This is a genomic window from Pantoea agglomerans NBRC 102470 (genome assembly GCF_001598475.1).
GTDB lineage: Bacteria > Pseudomonadota > Gammaproteobacteria > Enterobacterales > Enterobacteriaceae > Pantoea > Pantoea agglomerans.
The window spans coordinates 119,838-142,365 of the sequence record NZ_BCZA01000008.1 but is presented as its reverse complement, the minus strand read 5'-3'; the positions used below and the strand labels follow the sequence as shown (position 1 = coordinate 142,365).

The following is a 22,528-nucleotide window of genomic DNA, read 5'->3' as shown; positions in this document are numbered from 1 at the left end:
GCGGAAGCCGACTAAAAGTGGTTTGTGCGGATGGGAGCCTGAACTTCGCCATTACCCACGGTGATATTCAGAATGCTGCTGACCCTTTTCGCGATCAGTTCAATATCAAATGCCGCTGCCGAGGCGGGACTGAAATCATAAACAGACTGCTGCGAAGCATTGGCTTCACCTACACTTTCATCACGGTGAACCACGCCCAGTAAATTATCGCCCAGGCGCTGCTGCATAAACGCGGTGACATCGCGATTGATATTCCGGCGGTTGTCACACTGGTTAAGGATGAAATAGTGACCCTGCTTATTATTGAGAGGCTTACCGATCATCCGGTTCTCTTCAATCTGCGGTAATAACGATACTGATGCGGTATCGGCTAACATCACCACTAAATGCATATCGGCCAGCGCCGTCATTGCTTTAAGGGCGGGGCCCGGGCCCGGCGGGAAATCAGCCACGATCACCAGACCGGGATAATTGAGCACCGTATCCAGACCGCGCTTAATAAAGTGGGGATCTTTCATCAGGTTCTCTTCGAACCGTTCGCGCTGCGGCTCCGTGACGTCGCCATAGGGCAGCACAAAGATATTGCCCCCGGTGGTAAGAATCGACTGGCTCCAGTCCGCCTGCTCTTCTGAGCGCGCCACAAATCCGCGGCCATCATGAAGCGGCACGCCAAAGTGAAGACGCAGTGCATTCTGCACATCAAAATCAATCGCCAGAACTTTGCTACCGGAACGCGCCAGACTCCAGGCCAGATTCGCCGCCAGCGTGGTTTTCCCCACACCCCCCTTCGGCGAGCACACACAAACTAATGGCATAGCGCAATCTTCTCCAGTAACGGTTTGAGTAAGGTTTCTTTCGGCAGATTAATCTCGCGCGAGCGGAACAGCGCACCAAATCGCCCTGGCTCAGAATGGGTGGCGGTGGGTGCGACGACGGGCTGAAGCTCCGCCACGGTGGCAGGCCGGACCGACTCAGCACGCAGCATGGTCGCAGGCTCAGCCACGGCCACTTTTTGCAGTGGCGGCGGTGGCGGAAAGAGTGATGAAGGACCGCGTGCAGTCGTGCTGGTTGCTGGCAGGTTACTGCCTGACAGGCTATCGAGAATCGAGGTGCGGGCTGCCATTGCCGGTTGCGCAGTAAGTGCGGCATGTCGTGCCGGAGCCCCAGGCGGTGGAGCCGTAAACTCATCACCACGCAGCGGCTGAGGTTGCGGCAGGTCAATACGCTCGCCGCCGCCAAACGGGGTCTGATGTTCTTCTTTCGCCAGCTGGCGAATCAATGCCCATTTACTGTGTTCCGCCGCTTCCTGCGTCTGGCCAGACATATCTTTAAAGTCGATGTCGAGCGTTTGCGTTTTCTCTTTAAAACGCTGCAAATCATCGTAATTATTCTTCATTGGCCATGGCCTGCAACAAGGTGGGAATTTTCCTGGAATATAACACATCCCTTTAATATCAGTCAGAAAAACCTGATTACAAAAAAAGCAATTTCAATCAAATTGTTTAATCATAAAGATTCAATAGTGGCGGAAGAAAGCCTTTGCCGAGTCATTACCGCTGATAATTAATAAGTAATACTTAAGTTAAATTCATTAGCACTGTTTTAATAATTTTTCAGAAAATACCGCTCTTACAACCTCTGGCACTGCCAGGCTGACTCCTGTAAACAGCGTTTCAAAGAGCGTTCAGGCTGCCGCAGGCGCAAAACAATCGCATTTCTGCCATAAGTGATTGAGGCTATTTATCTTTTTTCACTGCAAATATCGCCAGAAGGAAAACAGGTTAAGACTGATAACGGAAAAAGAGGAGGAATAACCAGAAAGTGCTCGCTGACCTGCCAGCAGTGCGGCTTGCAGCTGAGTTGAGATAAAAAAAGGCTCCAGAAAAGAGCCTTCGGCTGGGGAGTTAAGATCGCGAACAGGCTCAGGCGGGCATACGCCTTACGCAAAGACGCAAAAGACGCCATCCCTGGCAGGCTCAGCGCGGGCGATTACGCCCCTCATCCCTAAGGGGCGCCCGCAGCCGGGCCAACGCGTTGCGTTGTTCAAAAACGCTCCCGGCGTTTTTAGTACGCACCTCATCCCTGAGGGGCGCCCGTAGCCGGGCCAACGCGTTGCGTTGTTCAAAAACGCTCCCGGCGTTTTTGTCCGGGGGGCGCAATGTTTTGCTACAGGCCTGTGCTCCCATCGCTTTCAATTTTGTGCGGTCTGTAAACACCAGAATGCGCTGCCAATCCTCAGCTGACCTTTTCTGCCACGCCGACCGGTTGATTCTCATCCTGATCAACCGCGAAGCAGGCAATCTCCTGTCCGCCATAGTTTTTCAGCTTCGGCTGCAACTGCACGCAGGTGCCAAAACGTCGGTGGCAGCGCGCATTAAAGGCGCAGCCCGGCGGTGGATTGAGCGGGCTCGGCAGCTCGCCGGTCAGCTTAATGCGCTCACGACGGTCGTCTGGATTAAGCCGCGGCGTCGCTGACAGCAAAGCCTGAGTATAAGGATGGCGCGGGTTGGCAAAAATTGCCTCTTTGCTGCCCTTCTCAACGCACCGGCCGAGATACATCACCATCACCTCATCGGCAATGTGTTCCACCACCGACAAATCGTGCGAGATAAAGACATAAGAAAGCCCCATATCCTGCTGCAGATCCATCATCAGGTTAAGCACCTGGGCACGCACCGACACGTCGAGCGCCGAAACCGGCTCATCGGCAATCAGGACGTCCGGATCGAGCATCAGCCCACGTGCGATGGCGATACGCTGACGCTGCCCGCCTGAGAACATGTGCGGGTAGCGGTCGTAGTGCTCGGTTTTCAGGCCGACTTTTGCCATCATCTCCAGCGTCTTCTCGCGGCGTTCCGCGCGGGTCAGCTGAGTATTAATCACCAGCGGCTCTTCCAGAATCTGGCTTACTTTTTTGCGTGGATTGAGTGAGCCGTACGGGTTCTGGAACACGATCTGGATTTTCTGGCGACGCAGCTTCTGCGCCTGGGGATCATGTTTCAGCAGATCCTGACCGTGCCAGTAAAGCTGCCCTTCGGTCGGGGTTTCAATCATCGTCAGCAGGCGGCCCAGCGTGGATTTACCACAGCCTGACTCGCCTACCACCGCCAGCGTTTTGCCGCGTTCCAGATTAAAAGAGACGCCATCCAGCGCTTTGACCAGACGCTCCTGACCAAACAGCCCCTTCTTCACCGGGTAGTGCTTCTTCAGATCAATCGCCTGCAGCAGGAACTGCTCTTTCGTGGTTTCATGACTCATAAGTTGGTCTCCCGGCATCGTCCAGCGGATAGTGACACTTGGACTGGCGTCCTGGAATGGTGCGCAGTTCAGGTTCTTCCTGACGACAAAGGTCAGTCGCATAGGGACAGCGTGGATTAAGCAGACAGCCAATCGGGCGGTCATACTTGCCCGGTACCACGCCAGGCAGCGAGGCCAGGCGTGCTTTATCGGCCGCAAACTCCGGCAGCGCACGCAGCAGCGCCTGCGTATAAGGATGGCGCGGCGCCTTAAAGATATCGGTCGCTTTCCCGCTCTCCACCACCTGACCGGCATACATCACGATAATGTGGTGCGCCGCTTCTGCCACTAACGCCAGATCGTGAGTAATCAGGATCAGCGCCATGTTCTCCTGCCGCTGCAACTCCAGCAGCAGTTCGATGATCTGCGCCTGAATGGTCACATCGAGCGCCGTGGTCGGCTCATCGGCGATTAACAGCTTAGGCCGACAGGCGATCGCCATGGCAATCATCACACGCTGGCTCATGCCGCCCGACAGCTGGTGCGGATAGACATCGAGCCGTGACGCGGGATCGGGAATACCGACCTGATTCAGCAGGTCGATCGCCCGCTGACGCCGGGTGCGTTTATTACCGCCCTGATGCACCTTGATCGCTTCCATGATCTGGAAACCTACGGTGTAGCAGGGATTCAGGCTGGTCATCGGGTCCTGAAAAATCATCGCCACTTCGGCGCCCACCAGCTGGCGGCGCTCACGTTCGGAGATGTTCTGCAGGTCGCGCTGATTGAACTCCAGCTTCTCAGCCATCACCTTGCCAGGGAACTCACCGATTTACCAGAGCCGGACTCGCCCACGATACCCACGACCTGGCCCTGCTCAACCTGATAACTGATGCGGTCAACCGCGCGGAACGGTGCTTTATCGTCGCCGAAATGCACCGATAGTTTGTCTACATTTAATAACGCCATCTCGGTGCCTCTTTACTGCTTGAGTTTCGGGTCGAGTGCATCACGCAAACCATCGCCCATCAGGTTAAATGCCAGCACGGTAAGCAGAATGACCAATCCAGGGAAGGTCACTACCCACCAGGCACTTTGCGCATACTGCAGGACGTCGGAGAGCATCGTGCCCCACTCCGGCGTTGGCGGTTGCGCACCCATACCGAGAAAGCCCAGCGCCGCCATATCGAGAATGGCGTTGGAGAAACCTAATGAAGCCTGCACGATCAGCGGTGCAAGGCAGTTAGGCAGAATATTCACAAACATCTGGCGCAGCATACTGGCACCGGCCACGCCGGAGGCGGTCACATAGTCGCGGTTCACTTCCACCAGCACCGCCGCGCGGGTCAGACGGATATAGTGCGGCAGCGCCACAAAGGTCAGCGCGATGGAGGCGTTAACGATCGAAGGGCCAAAGATGGCGACCAGCACCAGCGCCAGCAGCAGACTGGGCAGCGCCAGCATGATATCGACCACACGCATGATGATGGCATCGACCACGCCGCCGAGATAACCGGCCAGCAGGCCAAATATCACGCCAAAAATCAGTGACAGCACCACCACCAGACAGCCCACCAGCAGCGACAGGCGCGCACCGTACATCAGACGCGACAGCACATCGCGGCCTACATCGTCGGTGCCCAGAATGTAGCTCCAGCTGCCGCCTTCCTGCCAGACCGGCGGATGCAGCAGCGCATCGCGGAACTGCTCAGCAGGGGCATGCGGGGCCAGCACATCGGCAAAAATGGCGCACAACAACACAATGATGATGTAAACCAGGCCCACGACGGCGCCCTTGTTACGTTTAAAGTAGTGCCAGAATTCCTGAAACGGGGTCATCGGCTTGGGTGCAACGGTAACGCTGCCGGGATCAACAACAGACATGATGCCCCCTTATTTCTTATGACGTATGCGCGGGTTAACCACGCCATACAGCAGATCAACCAGCAGGTTGACCACAATAATCAGTACTGCTGTGAGCAGCACCCCGCCCTGCACTACCGGATAGTCACGGCGCTGCAACGCTTCAATCAGCCAGCGACCCAGGCCCGGCCACGAGAAGATGGTTTCGGTCAGAATCGCCCCGGCCAGCAAAGTGCCGACCTGCAGGCCGATCACCGTGACCACCGGCAGCATGGCGTTTCGCAGCGCATGCACCACGATCACGCGCATCCGCGTCAGGCCTTTGGCACGCGCAGTACGGATGTAATCTTCACCCAGCACTTCGAGCATCGCCGATCGCGTCATTCGCACAATCACCGCCAGCGGAATGGTGCCGAGCACGATGGCAGGCAGGATCATGTGCATCACCGCATCGTGGAAGTCGCCCGGCTCCCCCCAGAAGAAGGTATCGATCAGCATAAAGCCGGTCAGCGGCATGGTGTCATCCAGGAAGACGGTGTCGCCGACCCGCCCGGAAACCGGCGTCAGGTTGAGCTGTACCGAGACCAGCATGATCAGCATGATGCCCCACCAGAAGATCGGCATGGAGTAGCCGGTCAGTGAGATTCCCACGGCGGTGTGATCGAAAATCGACCCCCGCTTCACGGCAGCCATGACCCCAACCGGGATACCAATGGCCACGGCAAATATCATGGCGCAGATGCCGAGTTCCAGCGTCGCTTTGAAGCGCGGAACAAATTCATCCCAGACCGGGATGCGGCTCTTAAGTGAAATGCCCAGGTCACCATGTAATACGCCGTTAATGTAGTTCAGGTACTGTTTCCACAGCGGCTGATCCAGACCTAAAAGCGCCATTAACTGTGCATGGCGTTCAGGAGAAATACCGCGTTCGCCCGCCATGATGAGTACCGGATCGCCGGGGATCATGTGAACAAATGCGAAGGTGAGTAATGTAATACCGATAAACGTTGGGATGACAAGGCCCAGACGTCGGAGTATGAACTGCAGCATAATCCGGGTTCTCTCTTGTCCGCGCGACCGTCGCCGCGAGGGTAGTTATTGCTTACATCTGACGATCGGGTAGGCCCGACCGCGACGCAGACAGGCTGCGCCTCTACCGTTTCCAGTAAAACAGGGAGATAAAGCCGGGGCGACGCGCAGCCGCCCCGGAAAAGGCGACAATTATTCTTTAATGTCTACCTGAGCAAAGTAGTGTCCGCCCAGCGGATCGACTTTGTACCCGGAGACTTTCTTGCTGACCGGTTCGTATACCGTTGAGTGCGCGATCATCAGCGCCGGTGCCTGGTCATGCATCACAACCTGTGCCTGCTTGTAGTACTCGATGCGCTTCGCCTGATCGGCGGTGGCGCGAGCTGGCTGAATCTGATCCTCAAAGGATTTATCACACCAGCGCGAGTAGTTAGAGCCATCTTTTGCCGCTGAACAGCTGAACAGGGTGGCCAGGAAGTTATCCGGATCCCCATTGTCGCCGGTCCAGCCCATCATGACGGTCTGGTGCTCGCCTGCTTTGGCGCGCTTCAGATATTCGCCCCACTCGTAGGTGACGATTTTGGCTTTGACGCCAATCTTCGCCCAGTCGCTCTGGATCATCTCAGCCATGCGGCGCGCATTCGGGTTGTAAGGACGCTGAACCGGCATTGCCCACAGGTCGATTGAGAAGCCGTCTGCCATGCCCGCTTCTTTCAGCAGCGCTTTGGCTTTCTCAGGATCATAGGCGTAGTCTTTTACGTCGTCGTTATAGCCCCACATCGTTGGTGGGATCAGGTTTTTAGCAGGCTGACCTGCACCCTGATAAACGGCTTCGATAATCGCCTTTTTGTTGACCGCCATGGTCAGTGCCTGACGCACTTTCAGGTTATCCAGCGGTTTTTTCTCAACGTTGTACGACAGATAGCCGACGTTCAGGCCAGCCTGCTCATACAGGTTGATGTTTTTGTCCTGCTTCATACGCGCGATGTCAGCCGGGTTTGGATAGGGCATGACCTGACATTCGCCCTTCTGCAGCTTGGCGTAACGCACTGAAGCATCCGGGGTAATGGAGAAGACTAAGCGATCGATTTTCGGCTTGGTGCCCCAGTAATTCGGGTTAGCTTTGTAAAGGATGCGCGAATCTTTCTGGTACTGCAGCAGCTGGAACGGACCGGTACCGACCGGATTCAGGTCGACGTTTTGCGGGGTGCCCGCTTTCAGCATGTTGTCAGCGTACTCTTTCGACAGAATCGAGGCGAAGTCCATGCCAAGGTCAGCAAGGAACGGCGATTCAGGACGCGTCAGCACAAAGCGCACGGTGTTCTCGTCCACTTTTTCAATTTTGCTGATCAGCTTCGGCATGTCCATGCCTTCGAAATATTCGTAGCTGCCGCCGGATACGCCGTGATAGGCGTTGTTTTTATCCAGCTGGCGTTCAAAGGTGAACACCACATCATCCGCATTGAAGTCGCGCGTCGGTTTGAAATCTTTGGTGGTCTGCCACTTCACGCCTTTGCGCAGGTGGAAGGTGTAAGTTTTACCGTCTTCACTGACATCCCACTTCTCTGCCAGCGCAGCGTGCAGTTCGGTGGTGCCGATAGTGAACTCAACCAGTCGGTTGTAGATCTGACGTGAGCTGGCATCGTAGGTGGTGCCCGAGGTGAACAACTGCGGGTTAAAGCCTTCCGGAGAACCTTCAGAACAGTAAACCAGGGTTTTTGCCTGAACACTGGCGGCGACAGTCATAGCAATCAGGCTCAGACCGACCTTCAGCATCCCGGATTTAGCCAGGGAGTTGATCATGCTTTTGCTCCATTGTGATGTGATGTTGTGTGTATTGCCCGACCTCTGATTTTTTTATGCGGTTCAGGCGTACCACCGAACAGGTGGTTAAAGCACGCTACGTTTTTTTTGTTTTTTCTTATGCAGATGGTGCATTCAGAAAATTCCGTAACTGTGCGTTTATTGACGCATCAATTTGTCAACAGTTGCAAAGAACGTCAATACAACGGTTACTTATTTACACAGAGTGTGAGGGATAGCATGCAACGGTAATAAAAACCCTTTCGGCCTAAAAGCCATACAATGCACAGCGCTGCTGGTCTGATTTCCGTGCATTGTGCTGGATGGTTGTTCTATCGCTAGTGATTCTCACCGCTAAAAAACTTAAAACTTTTACCGGCAAATGTTGAATAACTGAACGATTCACCGTGCGTTATGACGTTCATCCAGCGGAATATGCTGGTAAAGAAGCATAAGAAATCAGCATGTTGCCGCTTTCGGTCATAAGAAGAATGTGTCGCGAATTATGATCGCATCTCTTATATGGCAAGGCCTGCCAGCGGGTAAGTGATGATAACAACGGCTGGTAAACAGAATGCGCGGTGGATGGGGTTTACTGGAACTTTCTGGAAGGTGACAGCTGAGGTTTGGATCTGTCAGCCGTCTGAGGCTCCCAAATAAGTACCTGATGCGTCTGCCAGACGTGAAGCGAAGGGAGCATACGCCTGGAGCAAAGCATCGCGGGCCAGGGACAAAAACGCCGGGAGCGTTTTTGAACAACGCAAAGCGTTGGCCCGGCTACGGGCGCACCTCAGGGATGAGGTGCGTAATCGCCTGCGTTGAGCCTGCCAGGGATGGCGTTTTTGCGTCTTTGCGGAAGGCGTATGCTCCCTGAAGCCCACTCAGCGGTAATAATGTGAATGCTTAGCGGTCAGATCGAGACTGCTTCGGGAACACGGTCAGATCGGAAAAGCGCTTAAACCATCCCTGGACGCTCGGCCCACGCCGTCCATGGCGTGGGACGCTTTCCTCCTCTGCCCGTGTTCCCTTCGCCTTGAGATTGTTCATTGCTGTCAGCGTCACTCGGGTTTGGATCTGTTAGCCGTCTGAGGCTCCCAGCGTCTGCCAGACGTATGCTCCCTGAAGCCCGCTCAACGGTAAATCCGTACCTTTCATCCTCTTTTCTTCAGACGAAAAAAAACCTGTCTTTTCAGACAGGTTTCTTAAATATGGTCGGCGAGAGAGGATGACTCTGCTCTGCGAGCAGCGCCCTTCGGGCCGTTGCTGAAGCAACGTTGTCTCGCTACGCTCGGCTCAAACCTCCTTCGGAGGTTCTCATCCTCTTTTCTTCAGACGAAAAAAAACCTGTCTTTTCAGACAGGTTTCTTAAATATGGTCGGCGAGAGAGGATTCGAACCTCCGACCCACTGGTCCCAAACCAGTTGCGCTACCAAGCTGCGCTACTCGCCGATGGGGGCGCATGTTACTGCTACCCCCGATCAGCGTCAACCGCTTTTTATGCTTTTGCCGCCAATCGCCTGGAAAGCACGCGGTTACCGGGAATCAGCCGCCTGCTTTACCCTTTTCGACCACTATTACAGCGGTTTAGCCTGACCATTACCCGGTGCCTGACACCAGTTGTTGGCCGGGTTAATACCGCCATCTGGCGAGGTGTAACCCAGACAACCCAGGATGGTATCGAACAACTCAACGTGGCGATGGGTCCGGCCCACGCGCTGCTGCGCCTGCAGGCGCTCAAAGTTGCTGCGGTTCTGACTGTCTTCCAGATACTTATCTGACGCCCAGACCATCATCGGCACCCGGAACTGCTCAGGCGGAGCCATCTCACGCGGCGTGCCGTGCAGATGCATATTCTCGCTAATCGACTCACCATGGTCAGCGGCATAGAAGACAATCGCCTTCTTATCACGCAGCTGATCCAGCACGCTATCCAGCATGCTATCGACATACAGCACCGAGTTGTCATAAGCGTTGATCAACTGCGCTTTGCTGCAGGTCTCATCCACGCCCATACACTCCGGCTGATATTTCGCGAAGCTGCGCGGATAACGCTGTGAATAGAGGTAGTGCGAACCTTTGGTGTGCAACACAATCAGATGCTTACCTTTCGGGAAACGATCCAGTGACGCTTTCATCTCCGGCACCAGCAGCATGTCATCCACCGCTTTGCCCTGATTACGCTTCTCTGAACCGATCTGCTCACGGAAGGCAAAATTGTTAGCATTGATGTTGTCGTAGAACCAGACTTCGCTCTGCATCGCAAACAGCTCAGAGGTGAAGCCCAGCTCTTTCATCACCGCAAACACATTCTGCTCTTTCAGCGTGCGGCCCGGATTATCCATAGTGCCGCCTTCGCGCACGAACATGCAGCGCAGTGACAGCTTGGTCGCGGTATCACAGGACTCGCCCCGGAATGCCACCAGGTTCTTCTCTTTCGACAGCTTCGGCGTAGTGTCACGCTCATAGCCCAGCATCCCCATGTGATCCCAGCGCGTGGTTTCGCCAATCACAAACACCACATAGGTATCATCAAGCCCGGCAGGCGCGACGTAGGTAAACTTCTTCGCCGGATCCAGCAGTTCCTGGCTGTTCAGCGACTCATCCACACGGGTCCAGGCAAACAGGCCCACAGCCGCCAGCCAGTTCGAAGGAAGATAAGAGTGCGCCACCACACCGCCGTAACTCGGCAGATCGATGTTAGTGATCTCTTCGTTATGCTTCTGCAGCTTGTCGAAAAACCGAATCGGCAGCCAGACCAGCGCCACGCAGAGCAGCATGATCAGGGTGGGTTTCAGGCGCTGTCCCGGCGTACGCAGCTGTTCGTTCAACGTCATGCTCAGCTTATTGCGCCAGATCATCAGCAGTGGCAGCGCGCTGACCAGCACCATCCACAGGATGAAATGGTAACCAATCACCTCTTTAGAGAGATCGGTGTCAGTCGTCATCACCGAAGCCACAATGCCGTAGCCGATCACCACGTTAAAAAACGCCATGTAATAGGCGGCGGCAACCGAAATCAGAACAATCAGCGTGGCCAGCACGCGATAAAACCACTTTCCGCCCAGCGACAGCAGACGCATCAGGAAGAAAGTCAGCACCACAATGGCCACTACCTCGGTGACGGCAGTCAGCCAGTTCGTAACCGTAGAGTGCCTGAGAAAACCGTCAAAACGACGATAGAAAATCGGCAAATTCAATAAGATACCGAGATAGAGCGCCAGCAAGAGCGATAACTTCTGCTGAGTCAGGGTTTTAATGTAATTCATGAAAAAAGGTGTTTCTCCGGTGTGAAGCGCTTGACCAAATCTTTTATGTGACTGCCGAAACGCGGCAGAGTTCGCTGAATAAGCGGACCGGACAAGATGAAGGAAAATTCTGAACGGATTTACAGGCTATAACGCGAGGTGGCTCAGTAAAACATGGTCGCGTTTGATAGACCAGAAAATAATCGTTGTCGACCTGATTAGCACATTTTTTGTACACATCGAACAGGAACGGCCGGGTGGGCTGTCGCAGACAGCAGCAGGAGAGTGAAAATGACAGAGGAAAAAAAGTGCGGGCCTGATAATTTCAGGCCCGCAGCACGCTTAGCGAATAATGTTCAGCGTGACATCGATGTTGTTGCGGGTGGCGTTTGAGTAAGGACAAACGATGTGTGCCGCATCAACCAGCTTCTGCGCTTCTGCTTCATCCATCTCTGGCAGATGAATGTTCAGGGTCGCTTCAATACCAAAACCATCAGGGATAGGGCCGATACCCACTTCACCTTCGATCCAGGCGTCTTTTGGCATGGTGATTTTGTCACGGCCTGCCACAAACTTCATCGCGCCCAGGAAGCAGGCAGAATAGCCCGCAGCAAACAGCTGCTCCGGGTTAGTCACTTCGCCGCCTGCACCGCCCATCTCTTTTGGCACACCCAGTTTCACGTCCAGTACACCGTCAGAAGAGGTTGCACGACCATCACGACCACCGGTTGCTTTGGCTTTGGCGCGGTAAACCACTTGTTCTAAAGACATGACATTTCTCCATTACGCTATTTAATCGCCCACTACTTATACAGCCGTAATCAGGCGGTGAGGTTTAACGGGTGCCGCGCACCCGTCAGCAATATTTATCGTGACTTATTCAGGTTATCTCGCAACCCATCCAGCTGTAATTTCAGCGCCAGCAAAGCGTCATCATCACAGGCTGTGGCACACTTGACCGCTTCAGGAATGGCTTCAGCCCTGGCCCGTAACGCCTGCCCGGCTTCGGTCAGCGTCACCGCAACCTGGCGTTCATCCTGACGGGTTCGCTGCCGGTTAATCAGGCCTGCACTTTCCAGTCGCTTCAGAAGTGGCGTTAATGTTGCCGAGTCTAAAAAAAGCTGCTCGCCAATCTCTGACACCGTGACATCATCTTTCTGCCACAACACCAGCATGACCAGATATTGAGGATAGGTGATGTCGAGCTGGCTCAGCAACTGACGATAGACTTTATTCATCGCCAGGTTGGCAGAATAAAGCGCAAAGCAGAGGTGCTGATCGACCAACAGTGGCATCGTTTTCACTTTTTTGTCATCTTGATCACAGTTCATGGTTAATAATATAGATAGCGCGCTAGATAATTGCAAGCAAACTTTTTGTCAGGGGGAAAGGCATGCAGGATTCACTGGAAGAACAGGCGCGTCGCTTCGCCACCGAGGCACATGCCAGTGCCGGTCAGCGCCGCAAATATACCGATGAGCCTTATATTGTTCATCCGGCAGCGGTGGTGGAACTGGTGCGCAGCGTCAGCCATGACGACGCGTTGTTAGCGGCAGCCTGGCTGCACGATACCGTAGAAGATACCGCAACCACACAGAGCGATATCGAAACCCACTTTGGTACGCGCGTGGCAAGCCTGGTAGAGATGCTGACCAACAGCGCACCCGCTGGGGCAAAAAATCGCACGGCCCGTAAACTGGCGCACTTCCGCCATACAGCCAGCGCCAGTCCTGAGGCACAAACCATCAAACTGGCTGACATCATCGATAACACCCGCGCGATTGTGCGTTTTGATCCCGACTTTGCGCGGGTCTACCTGGTTGAAAAGCAGATACAGATTGAGTTGCTGAAGCAGGGAGATGCGCAGTTATGGCAGCAGGCTTCAATGATTATTGAAAGCGGACTCGCACAGTTGCGGGAGCCGCCCTATAGCGTGCCGGAGAGCTGGTTTGCCAGACAGGCGGCTAAATACAGCGAATTACGCTAATAAAAAACCCGCCAGCGGCGGGTTCTTTTCGTGATATCAGTTTATTCAAGCAACTGCCGTCCCAGATAGGGATTGGCATGTAATAACTTCATCAATTTCTGCGCCGTCGCGGAAGGACGGGTACGCCGGGCTTCCCAGCTTTTCACGGAAGAAACGCTCACGCCCATTACTTTTGCAAACTCATCAACCTGCATGCCGGTCATTTCACGCAGACGCTGCGGCTCTGGCTGGGCGGGTTGCTGACGCTGAATAAGTAACTCGGCGGCGCGATCATCACGTGTCAAAACAATCTGCTCAAGGCTGCTGAGCAATTCAAACATCGGGTCTTTTAATTCCATAGAGAACTCCTTAAAAACTCGCTATGAAGCACGTGAAAGTAGAGAGGTACGAGCCTGAAGTCAGGACTCTGAAACCGGGCCTGTTTCAGGCTGGATCCCGCAAGGGTTTATTTTTGTTATGAGAGAAACCATTACGGGACACAGCCTGCGGTGCACTGCTTTAAAGATGTCAGGTCAATGCAACAAATGCCGGGAGACTAAGTATGGATAGAGACCTGACTATTTGCCGCGCAATTTATAATTATTTTTTTAACTATGGTTTGCCGGAAAAGTTCCAGCGCCTCTAACCCGCTGAGGCAGTTGAGTTTTGTGCCTTCGGTGTGGGCAAAAAAATCAAATGGTGTTTGCTATTTATGTGGATGCCATCAAGCTTTTTGCTGGCATATTCTCATTTCTGTGAGGCAATACACCTCTTCAGGTAGTGAGTGCAAAATATACGCCAATGGTTTACTTCCTGAACACATATATTCACTGATCTTATTAAATTAAGAATAGTCCTGGTTGGGGCCTGAGGCCTGGCGCGCGGCGGCTCACAGTGCAGAGCGGGTAAATCTTTTATTCTTAACGGCGCTCTGTCGCCAGATTAATCAACAGTCATCTTAACGAAACGGCTGACGCCTCATGCCGGTGCAGTTACCCGGCAACTATCAACCTGATGCGCGGTAAAAGTGCAGCCCCGTGATAACGCACTGACGGCAGGCCAAACCTATACCTGACCTCTGTAAGGAAAAGCGATGCGTGAAACAGATTTTAACGTCGGATACCCTTCTCATCGTGTACCGATGATGGGTCGTAATGCCGTCGCAACCTCTCAACCGCTGGCGGCGCAGGCGGGTTTACGGATGCTGCAACAGGGTGGTAACGCCGTGGATGCGGCTATCGCCACCGCCATCGCCTTAACCGTGCTGGAGCCAACCGGAAACGGCATCGGTAGCGATGCGTTTGCCATTGTCTGGGATGGCAGCGAGCTGCATGGGTTAAACGCCTCAGGCCGATCGCCAGCCGCGTGGCATCCCGAACGCTTTGCCGATTTTAGTGCGATGCCTGAAACCGGCTGGGAATCCGTCACTGTGCCAGGGGCCGTCTCGGCATGGGTCACACTGGCACAGCGCTTTGGCACCTTACCGCTGACCACCCTCGCACAACCGGCAATTGACTATGCGCGCGACGGTTTTCCGGTTTCACCGCTGATTGGTCAGCTGTGGCAGCGCGGCTATGACAAGCTGCGGGATCAACCTGGCTTTAGCGACTGCTTTGCGCCGCAGGGTCGTCCGCCGCGTGCTGGCGAGCTATTCCGCAATCCGGCTCAGGCCCGCACCTTGCAGGAAATCGCTGAGACTCAGGGCGAAAGCTTTTACCGCGGCGCACTGGCGCAAAAGATGACAGCCTTCGCCCGTGAGCATGGCGCAGCCCTGACGCTGGAGGATTTGAAAAACCATCGTGCCGACTGGGTTACCCTGCTGTCGCGTCCGTTTGCCGGAGGATCGGTGCAGGAGCTGCCGCCGAATGGTCAGGGCATTGCGACCTTAATTGCACTTGGCATTCTGGAAGAGTGGGAAATCAACCGCCATGCACCGGATTCGCCGCAGTGGCTGCATCTCTCCATCGAGGCGATGAAACTGGCGCTGGTTGATCTGGACCGTTATGTCACCGATGAAGATCATCTCGAATTTCCGGCGGAACACCTGCTCAGCAATGACTATATTCGCCAGCGGGCAGCGTTAATTGATCCTGACAAGGCGGGAGATTTCCGCTTTGGATCACCGCAGCAGAGCGGCACAGTGTATGTCGCCGCCGGTGATGCCAGCGGCATGATGGTCTCATTCATTCAGTCTAACTACATGGGATTTGGCTCCGGCGTGGTGGTACCCGATACCGGCATCAGCCTGCAGAACCGGGGCGCGGGCTTTTCACTCGATCCAGACCATCCCAACGTCGTGGCGGGCGGTAAGCGGCCGTTTCATACCATCATTCCGGCCTTTGCGCGGGATCAGCAGGGCCAGCCGCTGATGGCGTTTGGCGTGATGGGCGGCCCGATGCAGGCGCAGGGACACCTCCAGCTGGCGCTGCGCATTATGCTGCACCGCCAGAATCCGCAGGCCGCGATTGATGCGCCGCGCTGGCGGGTGGTGCAGGGACGCGAAGTCGTGTTTGAATCAACCCTCGATCGCAATATCCTGAGCACACTGCGCCGTATGGGTCACAACGTGGTACTGGAAGATCCCCTGAGTAACTACAATTTTGGTGGCGCGCAGGCGATAGTGCGCGATCCGCAGGGCTTCTACATTGCGGCCAGTGAGAGTCGCAAAGATGGTCAGGCGGTGGTGTTTTAAGGTTGCGGCAGTGAGCGTCAGGCTGCTCAGCCCCTTCTTCATCTCTGCGCGCTGAAGCCTGCGATGGCAGGGAATGCAGCACGCCGTGAGGCGCAGGCGGTCCCATTCTGTAACCGGCGTTTCAGAAAGCATCTGTTTCACAGGTGGTTTCACGTTGTGCCGTGGCTCGGGTTTGTTCTATTCTTTAGGCCATTCCTACCTGGACATCTGACAGTATCACCGACAGGAGTTGACCCTATGGCTTCAGGACTTACACGCCTTATGGCACGTGGCGGCATTATGCTCGCTGGCGCGCTGATCGTGCTGCAACTCACCGCATGCGGTGATAAAGAAGGCGAGCAGCGCAAAGCATTTATCGATTTTCTCCAGAACACTGTGATGCGCAGCGGCGAGCATCTGCCCAGCCTCAGCGAAAACCAGAAGCAGAGCTTTGGCAACTTCGCCAGCGATTACGCCATTATGTATGGCTTCTCGCAGCAGGCGAACAAAGCGGTTGAACAGGGTATGCGTCCGGTGGTGGATGAGCTTTCTGCTATTCGCGTTCCGCAGGATTATCTCAGCCGTCGTGATTCCCTGCGTCAGGCGACCAGCGCACTGGTGATCGTCACCCAGCAGATTGAAAGCGCCAAAATGCAGGCGGACAGCAGCAAGGCGACCCTGAAGCAGCCGGATGACCTGAAAAAAGTCTACGACACCGCCTACAACAAAGTGGTGACGGTGCCCGCCAATCAGCTGATTCCTCTGCTGCCAAAACTCCAGGCGCTGAGCCAGGGTGCAGTGCAGACCGGCGATTTCCTGCAAACGCAGGGAACCCGTGTCAGCTTCAATGATGGCGGCGTACAGTTTCCGACTCAGGATCAGGCTTCGCAATATAACGCGCTGATGAGCACTTTATCCGCCAATTCGCAGGCGCTTGCTCAGGCACAGGCTGCCGTCCAGGGTGGTCTGCAGTAAACCCGCCTTACGGGCAGATGCTAATCGTCTGCCCGTTACACTCTCTTTTCTCCTCCCACCCAATCACCCGCTGAATGAAGTGTGATCTGGCGCATTTTCGACCAAAAATAGTTTGTGATCTAAGTCACAGATATATAACAAATCAACGTCAAACAAGTGTGATTCACCTCACAGATAACCGGCCAACCCGTCTAAAAATCAGCCAACTGAGCCTGAGTCACGCCTTAAAGTGTGATCAAAATCACGCTAATCACCCCTGCCACCACCCTTAATCAGTGATGTAGATCACACTTACCCCGCACGCTACGCAGCGTCAAATTCGCGTGATAGAGTCCGCGTGCATACAGTAATACCACCGGCTTTGGGTCGGGGTGGCTAAACAAAAACAAGCGCGCTCTCCTATTGCAGCGCGTCTCAATAAGGGGTGGGTTTATGTCCTCATCAGTGAAGGTCAAAGTACAAAGCTTTGGTCGCTTTCTGAGTAATATGGTGATGCCAAACATCGGGGCGTTTATCGCCTGGGGTATCATCACCGCACTGTTTATTCCAACTGGCTGGATCCCTAACGAAACGCTGGCCAAACTGGTTGGCCCGATGATCACCTACCTGCTGCCACTGCTGATCGGTTTCACCGGTGGGCGTCTGGTGGGCGGCGATCGCGGCGGCGTGGTCGGTGCCATTACCACCATGGGTGTGATTGTCGGTGCTGATATGCCGATGTTCCTCGGTGCGATGATTGCCGGTCCGCTGGGCGGCTGGGCAATCAAGTCGTTTGACCGGGCGATTGACGGCAAAATCAAAAGCGGCTTCGAGATGCTGGTCAACAACTTCTCGGCCGGTATTATCGGGATGATACTGGCACTGCTGGCGTTCCTGGCGATCGGTCCGCTGGTAGAAGGTCTGTCACACATTCTCGCCGCGGGCGTGAATCTGATGGTGCAGAACAACCTGCTGCCACTGACCTCGATCTTCGTCGAACCCGCGAAAATCCTGTTCCTGAACAACGCCATTAACCACGGTATCTTCTCGCCGCTCGGTATCCAGCAGGCTAGTGAAGCCGGCAAATCCATTTTCTTCCTGATCGAAGCCAACCCGGGTCCGGGTATGGGCGTGCTGATGGCCTATATGTTCTTTGGTCGTGGCAGTGCTAAACAGTCTGCGGGCGGTGCGGCAATCATCCACTTCCTTGGCGGCATCCATGAGATCTACTTCCCGTATGTGCTGATGGCTCCTCGTCTGCTGCTGGCGGTTATCCTTGGCGGTATGACCGGCGTCTTCACGCTGACGGTGCTGAACGGTGGCCTGGTCTCTCCTGCCTCACCGGGTTCAATCCTGGCGGTGCTGGCAATGACGCCAAAAGGTGCCTACTTCGCGAACATCGCCGCTATCGCTGCGGCCTTCGCCGTCTCCTTCGTGGTGTCTGCTATCCTGCTGAAAACCAGCAAAGTCAAAGAAGATGACGATATCGAAGCCGCGACCCAGCGCATGCATGAGATGAAAGCGCAGTCTAAAGGCCAGAGCGGCGCGGGTGCGCCAGTCGCCAGCGATGCCATGAGCGTTGAACTGCATCACGTGCGTAAAATCATCGTCGCCTGTGATGCCGGTATGGGTTCCAGCGCGATGGGTGCAGGCGTACTGCGTAAGAAAGTGCAGGACGCCGGGCTGAGCAATGTGTCGGTGACCAATACCGCGATCAACGCCCTGCCAGGTGATGTCGATCTGGTGATTACCCACCGTGACCTGACTGAACGCGCCATCCGCCAGGCTCCGCATGCGCAGCATATCTCGCTGAACAACTTCCTCGACAGCGCGCTCTACAGCACCCTGACCGAACGTCTGGTGGCGGCTAACCGCAGCGACGTGCATCGTCAAACGGTGAATACCGCGCTCTCTGACAGCTACGATGAAGGCAACGCACACCTGTTTAAACTGGGTGCGGATAACGTCTTCCTCGGCCTGACCGCCAGTAACAAAGAGCAGGCGATTCGCTTTGCGGGTGAACAGCTGGTGAAAGGCGGTTACGTTGAGCCTGAATACGTTGAGGCGATGCTGGCGCGTGAAAAACTGACGCCGACCTATCTCGGTGAGTCGATTGCCGTGCCGCACGGTACGGTCGAAGCGAAAGATCGCGTGCTGAAAACCGGCGTGGTGTTCTGTCAGTATCCGGCAGGCGTCCTGTTCGGTGAAGAGCCGGACGATGTGGCGCGCCTGGTGATTGGTATTGCTGCCCGTAACAACGAGCACATCCAGGTGATCACCAGCCTGACCAATGCGCTGGATGATGACAGCGTGATTGAGAAGCTGGCGAACACCACCAGCGTGCAGGAAGTGCTGGATCTGCTGTCAGGTAAGCCTGCAATCGCGTAATTTATAGCAATTATTTTCCCTGGGGCGGTCATGCCCGTCCCGATTTCCTGGGGCGGGTTTGCCCGCCCCATCGTCATTTGATATGGGTCAAAAATTATGAAAGCGTTACATTTCGGAGCAGGAAACATTGGTCGCGGCTTTATCGGCAAGTTACTGGCTGATGCAGGTATCGAACTGGTTTTTGCTGATGTGAATCAGACGGTGCTGGATGCACTGAACGCGCGTCATGAGTATCCCGTTCATGTAGTTGGCGAGCAGGCCAAAACAGAAACCGTTAAAGGCGTCAGTGCGGTAAACAGCACCAGCGATGAGATCATCACCCTGGTTTCTGAAGTCGATCTCGTTACCACCGCCGTGGGCCCGCAGATTCTGGAGCGTATTGCCGGCAGTGTGGCTAAAGGCCTGGCAAAACGCAGCGACAACGGCAATACCCGCCCGCTAAATATTATCGCCTGTGAGAATATGGTGCGCGGCACCAGCCAGCTGAAACAGCATGTGCTGAAGGCGCTGCCGGAGCAGTATCACGCCTGGCTTGAGCAGCATGTCGGCTTTGTGGATTCCGCTGTCGATCGCATCGTGCCACCGTCTGAAGCGGGCAGCACCGATCCGCTGGAAGTGACCGTTGAAACCTTCAGCGAATGGATCGTCGATAAAACTCAGTTTAAAGGCGACCTGCCTGCGATTCCGGGTATGGAACTGACCGATAACCTGATGGCATTTGTTGAGCGTAAACTCTTCACACTGAACACCGGTCACGCGATTACCGCCTATCTCGGCCAGCTGGCCGGTCACCAGACCATTCGTGACGCCATCCTCGATGAAAAAATCCGGGCCGTGGTGAAAGGGGCGATGGAAGAGAGCGGCGCGGTGCTGATTAAGCGCTACGGTTTTGAGGCGGATAAACATGCGGCCTACATCCAGAAAATTCTTGGCCGTTTTGAGAACCCTTATCTGAAAGATGATGTTGAGCGTGTGGGTCGTCAGCCGCTGCGTAAACTCAGCGCGGGCGATCGCCTGATCAAGCCGACGCTGGGCACGCTGGAGTATGGTTTACCGCACGCCAGCCTGGTGCAGGGCATTGCCGCCGCGATGCACTATCGCAGCGACCAGGACCCACAGGCGCAGGAGCTGGCCACGCTGCTGGCAGAAAAAGGCCCACAGGCGACGCTGGCTGAGGTTTCAGGGCTGGATGCTGACAGCGAAGTGGTGGCTTCGGTGGTGAGCGCCTGGCACGCTATGGCATAATGCGCGCGTGTTAGTGACGCAAGCCGGGCGCAGTTCGCCTGCGCCCAACGGCGGTATTGAACCCATGCAGGCAATAATGGAAGAGAAGCAGGCTTTTGAAAACCGGGTGCTTGAGCGCCTGAACGCCGGTCGTTCGGTGAGAAGCTTTCTGATCGCCGCTGTTGAGCTATTGGCTGAAGCCGTCAATCTGCTGGTGCTGCAGGTGTTCCGTAAAGATGACTACGCGGTGAAATATGCCGTAGAACCACTGCTGCTGGGGAACGGTCCTTTAGGCGAACTCTCGGTTCGTCTGAAGCTGATTTACGGTCTTGGCGTTATCAGCCGGCACGAATATGAAGATGGTGAACTGCTGCTGGCGCTGCGCGAAGAGCTGAATCACGACAGCGGTGATTATCGTTTTACCGACGACGAGATCCTTGGCCCGTTTGGTGAACTGCACTGCGTCACCGCCTGGCCGCCCGCACCGGTGTTTCACACCGAAGATGCAGAGCTGCGCAGCATGCAGCAGCAGCGCTATCTGCAGATGGTGCGATCCACCATGGTCCTGTCGCTAACCGAGCTGATCGCCCGCATCAGTATGAAGCAGGCGTTTAAAAAGTCCGGCAGCTAATCCTGTCAGGCGCCATCACGGCGCCTTTTTCGTCTTAACCTGAGCGGGAATATGCGCCAGATTTGGTGTATCCTTGGCCTGTTTTCCTCAACGAGTTGTTGTCATGAAAGAGCAAGAAAAGAACGAAATCAAACTTCTCAGCGATAAGCTGGACGCATTGAACCGCAAAGAGCCGCAGTTACTGGAATCGGGTGATGTCGAGAAACTGGGCGCGTTGCTGAAAGAGAAAGAAGCGCTGGTCATTGAGATTGAGCGTCTGCGCGGTCAGCGGGTTGAAAAACTCAGTGCCGAGGCGCAGAAGCTGCAAAAAATGGGCTTCAGCCGCGAAATTACCAAGAAAGAGCAGGCAAATCTGGGCGCGCTGAAGAAAAGCGTGCGCGGCCTGGTCGTGGTGCATCCAATGACCGCGCTGGGACGTGAGATGGGGCTGACAGCAATGACCGGCTTCGCCAAAACCGCATTCTGACGGGTCGATCAGGCAGCAGCCTGATCGACATCGGCTTTGCGTTCGCCGGCGGCGGCATAGACCTGCTCCGCCAGCGCATCCAGCAGTTCATAGCGGCGACGATATTCAGCCCGCTTCTTACTGGCAATCTCCTCCAGCGTTTTGCGCGGCAGGCTCAGCGGCAGGATAAACATCCCATCCCTGCGCGCCTCGCCACTCAGCGACAGCCAGAATTCACTGTAGCTGGCAAAGAACTTATCCCCCTTGCTGTGGCGATAACGCAGGCTGCGGAAGACATGAGTCTCATCGCCTACCGCCAGAATATTCTCCACGCCGCACTGCTTCGCCACAATAAATACCGCTTCCATTAACAGGCGTTTCGGAAAGAGACCCTGCGCCGCTTTGGTCGCCTCGCGGATCACCTCATTATTGATATGTTTTCGCGGACCCTGTAATCCGCCAATTAATAATGTGCGCTGGTTATTTTCATTGAGAATTGAAAATGAAAGTGAAGCAATAATTTCGTCGTTATAACGTAATACCAGCGTCACTTCCCCTTCCCGATCGAAATAACCGGAACTGCAGGAAAGTAAAAAGGATTCGCCATTTTTACCGGTCAGCGTAGCCAGCGGATTATCCGTGGCGCTTTGCAGCAGCTGACGCAGCGCAGGGTTTTCCAGATTATTCATCAGGCTGTAATGATCAAGTATCGCCTGCGCGCGCGCAGCAATTCTCAACCCTGAGCGCAGATAGGGCCGGTGCAGCTTGGCTGGCAGCAATCCCTGAGTACTCATCAACAGAGGGAGTTGCGGTAAATGCGACAGCTCATCCAGATAACGCAGCGTAGTCAGCGGCGATATTAAGGTTCTTAACACAAATTTCAGCCGGAAACGTTTACTTATCCAGAGTTTATTCGGAACGTATTTTCCGCTAATTAACTGAAAAAAAAGCGATGCAGAAGAATCGGTCGTGGTTTCGTGAGTAGTTATAATTGACATAGTCATCGACACACAGTGAGCAGGAATGTCACTGAGCATAAGACAACGAGTATCAACGGCGTGTTAATGTGGCA

At 54.8% G+C, this 22,528-nt stretch carries 18 protein-coding genes, 1 tRNA gene, 1 other RNA gene and 1 pseudogene; 7 read left to right on the top strand and 14 right to left on the bottom strand.

The genetic code is table 11. The annotated features are described in order from the left end of the window. Positions 1–11 precede the first annotated feature (11 nt). From bcsQ to PAG01S_RS16930, 12 genes and pseudogenes are all read right to left on the bottom strand, one after another. Complete coding sequence (gene bcsQ / locus PAG01S_RS16990) at positions 12–815, bottom strand: cellulose biosynthesis protein BcsQ (protein WP_010671647.1); 804 nt, start codon at positions 813–815, stop codon at positions 12–14. After that, a complete protein-coding gene (gene bcsO / locus PAG01S_RS16985; RefSeq protein ID WP_031292599.1) occupies positions 806–1,396 on the bottom strand; it encodes a cellulose biosynthesis protein BcsO in 591 nt (196 codons plus the stop codon). The genes bcsQ and bcsO overlap by 10 nt, the downstream gene beginning before the upstream one ends. Positions 1,397–2,235: 839 nt before the next feature. Continuing rightward, positions 2,236–3,258, bottom strand: a complete 1,023-nt coding sequence (dppF, locus tag PAG01S_RS16975) for a dipeptide ABC transporter ATP-binding subunit DppF (protein WP_062759446.1) — start codon at positions 3,256–3,258, stop codon at positions 2,236–2,238. Next, positions 3,248–4,206, bottom strand: a pseudogene (dppD, locus tag PAG01S_RS16970) (dipeptide ABC transporter ATP-binding protein). The gene dppF and the pseudogene dppD overlap by 11 nt, the downstream one beginning before the upstream one ends. Before the next feature lie 12 nt (positions 4,207–4,218). Next, positions 4,219–5,121, bottom strand: coding sequence for a dipeptide ABC transporter permease DppC (dppC, locus tag PAG01S_RS16965; RefSeq protein ID WP_062759445.1), 903 nt, complete (start codon positions 5,119–5,121; stop codon positions 4,219–4,221). 9 nt (positions 5,122–5,130) lie between these two features. Then, the gene (dppB, locus tag PAG01S_RS16960; RefSeq protein WP_010257427.1) at positions 5,131–6,150 is read right to left on the bottom strand and encodes a dipeptide ABC transporter permease DppB; all 1,020 of its coding nucleotides are present in this window, start codon (positions 6,148–6,150) and stop codon (positions 5,131–5,133) included. Positions 6,151–6,321: 171 nt separating this feature from the next. After that, positions 6,322–7,932: a dipeptide ABC transporter periplasmic-binding protein DppA gene (dppA, locus tag PAG01S_RS16955; protein WP_062759444.1), complete on the bottom strand. Its 1,611-nt coding sequence runs from the start codon at positions 7,930–7,932 to the stop codon at positions 6,322–6,324. A gap of 1,209 nt (positions 7,933–9,141) precedes the next feature. After that, positions 9,142–9,271, bottom strand: a non-coding RNA gene (locus PAG01S_RS16950) — RtT sRNA. A gap of 33 nt (positions 9,272–9,304) precedes the next feature. Beyond that, positions 9,305–9,381, bottom strand: a tRNA-Pro gene (locus tag PAG01S_RS16945). Positions 9,382–9,506: 125 nt separating this feature from the next. Then, positions 9,507–11,198 carry a kdo(2)-lipid A phosphoethanolamine 7''-transferase gene (eptB, locus tag PAG01S_RS16940; protein WP_010257429.1) on the bottom strand — a complete coding sequence of 564 codons (1,692 nt, stop codon included), beginning with the start codon at positions 11,196–11,198 and terminating at the stop codon, positions 9,507–9,509. A 321-nt stretch (positions 11,199–11,519) separates the two neighbouring features. Beyond that, positions 11,520–11,948 (bottom strand): organic hydroperoxide resistance protein, encoded by a 429-nt coding sequence (locus tag PAG01S_RS16935; protein ID WP_010257431.1) that lies wholly within the window; start codon positions 11,946–11,948, stop codon positions 11,520–11,522. 95 nt (positions 11,949–12,043) lie between these two features. Continuing rightward, complete coding sequence (locus tag PAG01S_RS16930) at positions 12,044–12,508, bottom strand: MarR family winged helix-turn-helix transcriptional regulator (protein ID WP_010671641.1); 465 nt, start codon at positions 12,506–12,508, stop codon at positions 12,044–12,046. 62 nt (positions 12,509–12,570) lie between these two features. Between PAG01S_RS16930 and PAG01S_RS16925 the strand changes: the two genes are divergently transcribed. Continuing rightward, positions 12,571–13,164: an HD domain-containing protein gene (locus PAG01S_RS16925; RefSeq protein WP_010257434.1), complete on the top strand. Its 594-nt coding sequence runs from the start codon at positions 12,571–12,573 to the stop codon at positions 13,162–13,164. Positions 13,165–13,205: 41 nt separating this feature from the next. On the opposite strand, the gene PAG01S_RS16920 is transcribed toward PAG01S_RS16925, so the two are convergent. After that, the gene (locus tag PAG01S_RS16920) at positions 13,206–13,502 is read right to left on the bottom strand and encodes an HTH-type transcriptional regulator (protein WP_010257438.1); all 297 of its coding nucleotides are present in this window, start codon (positions 13,500–13,502) and stop codon (positions 13,206–13,208) included. A 734-nt stretch (positions 13,503–14,236) separates the two neighbouring features. Between PAG01S_RS16920 and PAG01S_RS16915 the strand changes: the two genes are divergently transcribed. The 6 genes from PAG01S_RS16915 (at position 14,237) to PAG01S_RS16890 (ending at position 21,477) form a co-directional block, all read left to right on the top strand. Then, positions 14,237–15,835 carry a gamma-glutamyltransferase family protein gene (locus tag PAG01S_RS16915; protein WP_062759443.1) on the top strand — a complete coding sequence of 533 codons (1,599 nt, stop codon included), beginning with the start codon at positions 14,237–14,239 and terminating at the stop codon, positions 15,833–15,835. A 237-nt stretch (positions 15,836–16,072) separates the two neighbouring features. Then, a complete protein-coding gene (locus tag PAG01S_RS16910; RefSeq protein WP_010257443.1) occupies positions 16,073–16,789 on the top strand; it encodes a DUF3053 domain-containing protein in 717 nt (238 codons plus the stop codon). Positions 16,790–17,221: 432 nt separating this feature from the next. After that, positions 17,222–19,156, top strand: coding sequence for a PTS mannitol transporter subunit IICBA (locus PAG01S_RS16905; protein ID WP_010257448.1), 1,935 nt, complete (start codon positions 17,222–17,224; stop codon positions 19,154–19,156). A gap of 96 nt (positions 19,157–19,252) precedes the next feature. Then, positions 19,253–20,401 (top strand): mannitol-1-phosphate 5-dehydrogenase, encoded by a 1,149-nt coding sequence (gene mtlD, locus PAG01S_RS16900; RefSeq protein ID WP_010257450.1) that lies wholly within the window; start codon positions 19,253–19,255, stop codon positions 20,399–20,401. Positions 20,402–20,465: 64 nt separating this feature from the next. After that, the gene (gene mtlR / locus PAG01S_RS16895; RefSeq protein WP_133248908.1) at positions 20,466–21,011 is read left to right on the top strand and encodes a mannitol operon repressor MtlR; all 546 of its coding nucleotides are present in this window, start codon (positions 20,466–20,468) and stop codon (positions 21,009–21,011) included. 103 nt (positions 21,012–21,114) lie between these two features. Further along, positions 21,115–21,477 (top strand): YibL family ribosome-associated protein, encoded by a 363-nt coding sequence (locus PAG01S_RS16890; RefSeq protein WP_003848030.1) that lies wholly within the window; start codon positions 21,115–21,117, stop codon positions 21,475–21,477. A gap of 8 nt (positions 21,478–21,485) precedes the next feature. On the opposite strand, the gene PAG01S_RS16885 is transcribed toward PAG01S_RS16890, so the two are convergent. Then, positions 21,486–22,454: a VirK/YbjX family protein gene (locus PAG01S_RS16885; RefSeq protein WP_062759442.1), complete on the bottom strand. Its 969-nt coding sequence runs from the start codon at positions 22,452–22,454 to the stop codon at positions 21,486–21,488. Positions 22,455–22,528 lie beyond the last annotated feature (74 nt).

Excerpts from the sequence above, each read along its gene's own strand:
- PAG01S_RS16915 (WP_062759443.1), top strand. The coding sequence starts at position 14,237 with ATGCGTGAAACAGATTTTAACGTCGGATACCCTTCTCATCGTGTACCG.
- dppA (WP_062759444.1), bottom strand. The coding sequence starts at position 7,932 with ATGATCAACTCCCTGGCTAAATCCGGGATGCTGAAGGTCGGTCTGAGC.
- PAG01S_RS16930 (WP_010671641.1), bottom strand. The coding sequence starts at position 12,508 with ATGAACTGTGATCAAGATGACAAAAAAGTGAAAACGATGCCACTGTTG.
- dppB (WP_010257427.1), bottom strand. The coding sequence starts at position 6,150 with ATGCTGCAGTTCATACTCCGACGTCTGGGCCTTGTCATCCCAACGTTT.
- PAG01S_RS16910 (WP_010257443.1), top strand. The coding sequence starts at position 16,073 with ATGGCTTCAGGACTTACACGCCTTATGGCACGTGGCGGCATTATGCTC.
- bcsO (WP_031292599.1), bottom strand. The coding sequence starts at position 1,396 with ATGAAGAATAATTACGATGATTTGCAGCGTTTTAAAGAGAAAACGCAA.
- dppC (WP_062759445.1), bottom strand. The coding sequence starts at position 5,121 with ATGTCTGTTGTTGATCCCGGCAGCGTTACCGTTGCACCCAAGCCGATG.
- mtlD (WP_010257450.1), top strand. The coding sequence starts at position 19,253 with ATGAAAGCGTTACATTTCGGAGCAGGAAACATTGGTCGCGGCTTTATC.
- PAG01S_RS16920 (WP_010257438.1), bottom strand. The coding sequence starts at position 13,502 with ATGGAATTAAAAGACCCGATGTTTGAATTGCTCAGCAGCCTTGAGCAG.
- PAG01S_RS16890 (WP_003848030.1), top strand. The coding sequence starts at position 21,115 with ATGAAAGAGCAAGAAAAGAACGAAATCAAACTTCTCAGCGATAAGCTG.
- PAG01S_RS16925 (WP_010257434.1), top strand. The coding sequence starts at position 12,571 with ATGCAGGATTCACTGGAAGAACAGGCGCGTCGCTTCGCCACCGAGGCA.
- mtlR (WP_133248908.1), top strand. The coding sequence starts at position 20,466 with ATGCAGGCAATAATGGAAGAGAAGCAGGCTTTTGAAAACCGGGTGCTT.
- PAG01S_RS16885 (WP_062759442.1), bottom strand. The coding sequence starts at position 22,454 with ATGTCAATTATAACTACTCACGAAACCACGACCGATTCTTCTGCATCG.
- bcsQ (WP_010671647.1), bottom strand. The coding sequence starts at position 815 with ATGCCATTAGTTTGTGTGTGCTCGCCGAAGGGGGGTGTGGGGAAAACC.
- eptB (WP_010257429.1), bottom strand. The coding sequence starts at position 11,198 with ATGAATTACATTAAAACCCTGACTCAGCAGAAGTTATCGCTCTTGCTG.
- dppF (WP_062759446.1), bottom strand. The coding sequence starts at position 3,258 with ATGAGTCATGAAACCACGAAAGAGCAGTTCCTGCTGCAGGCGATTGAT.
- PAG01S_RS16905 (WP_010257448.1), top strand. The coding sequence starts at position 17,222 with ATGTCCTCATCAGTGAAGGTCAAAGTACAAAGCTTTGGTCGCTTTCTG.
- PAG01S_RS16935 (WP_010257431.1), bottom strand. The coding sequence starts at position 11,948 with ATGTCTTTAGAACAAGTGGTTTACCGCGCCAAAGCCAAAGCAACCGGT.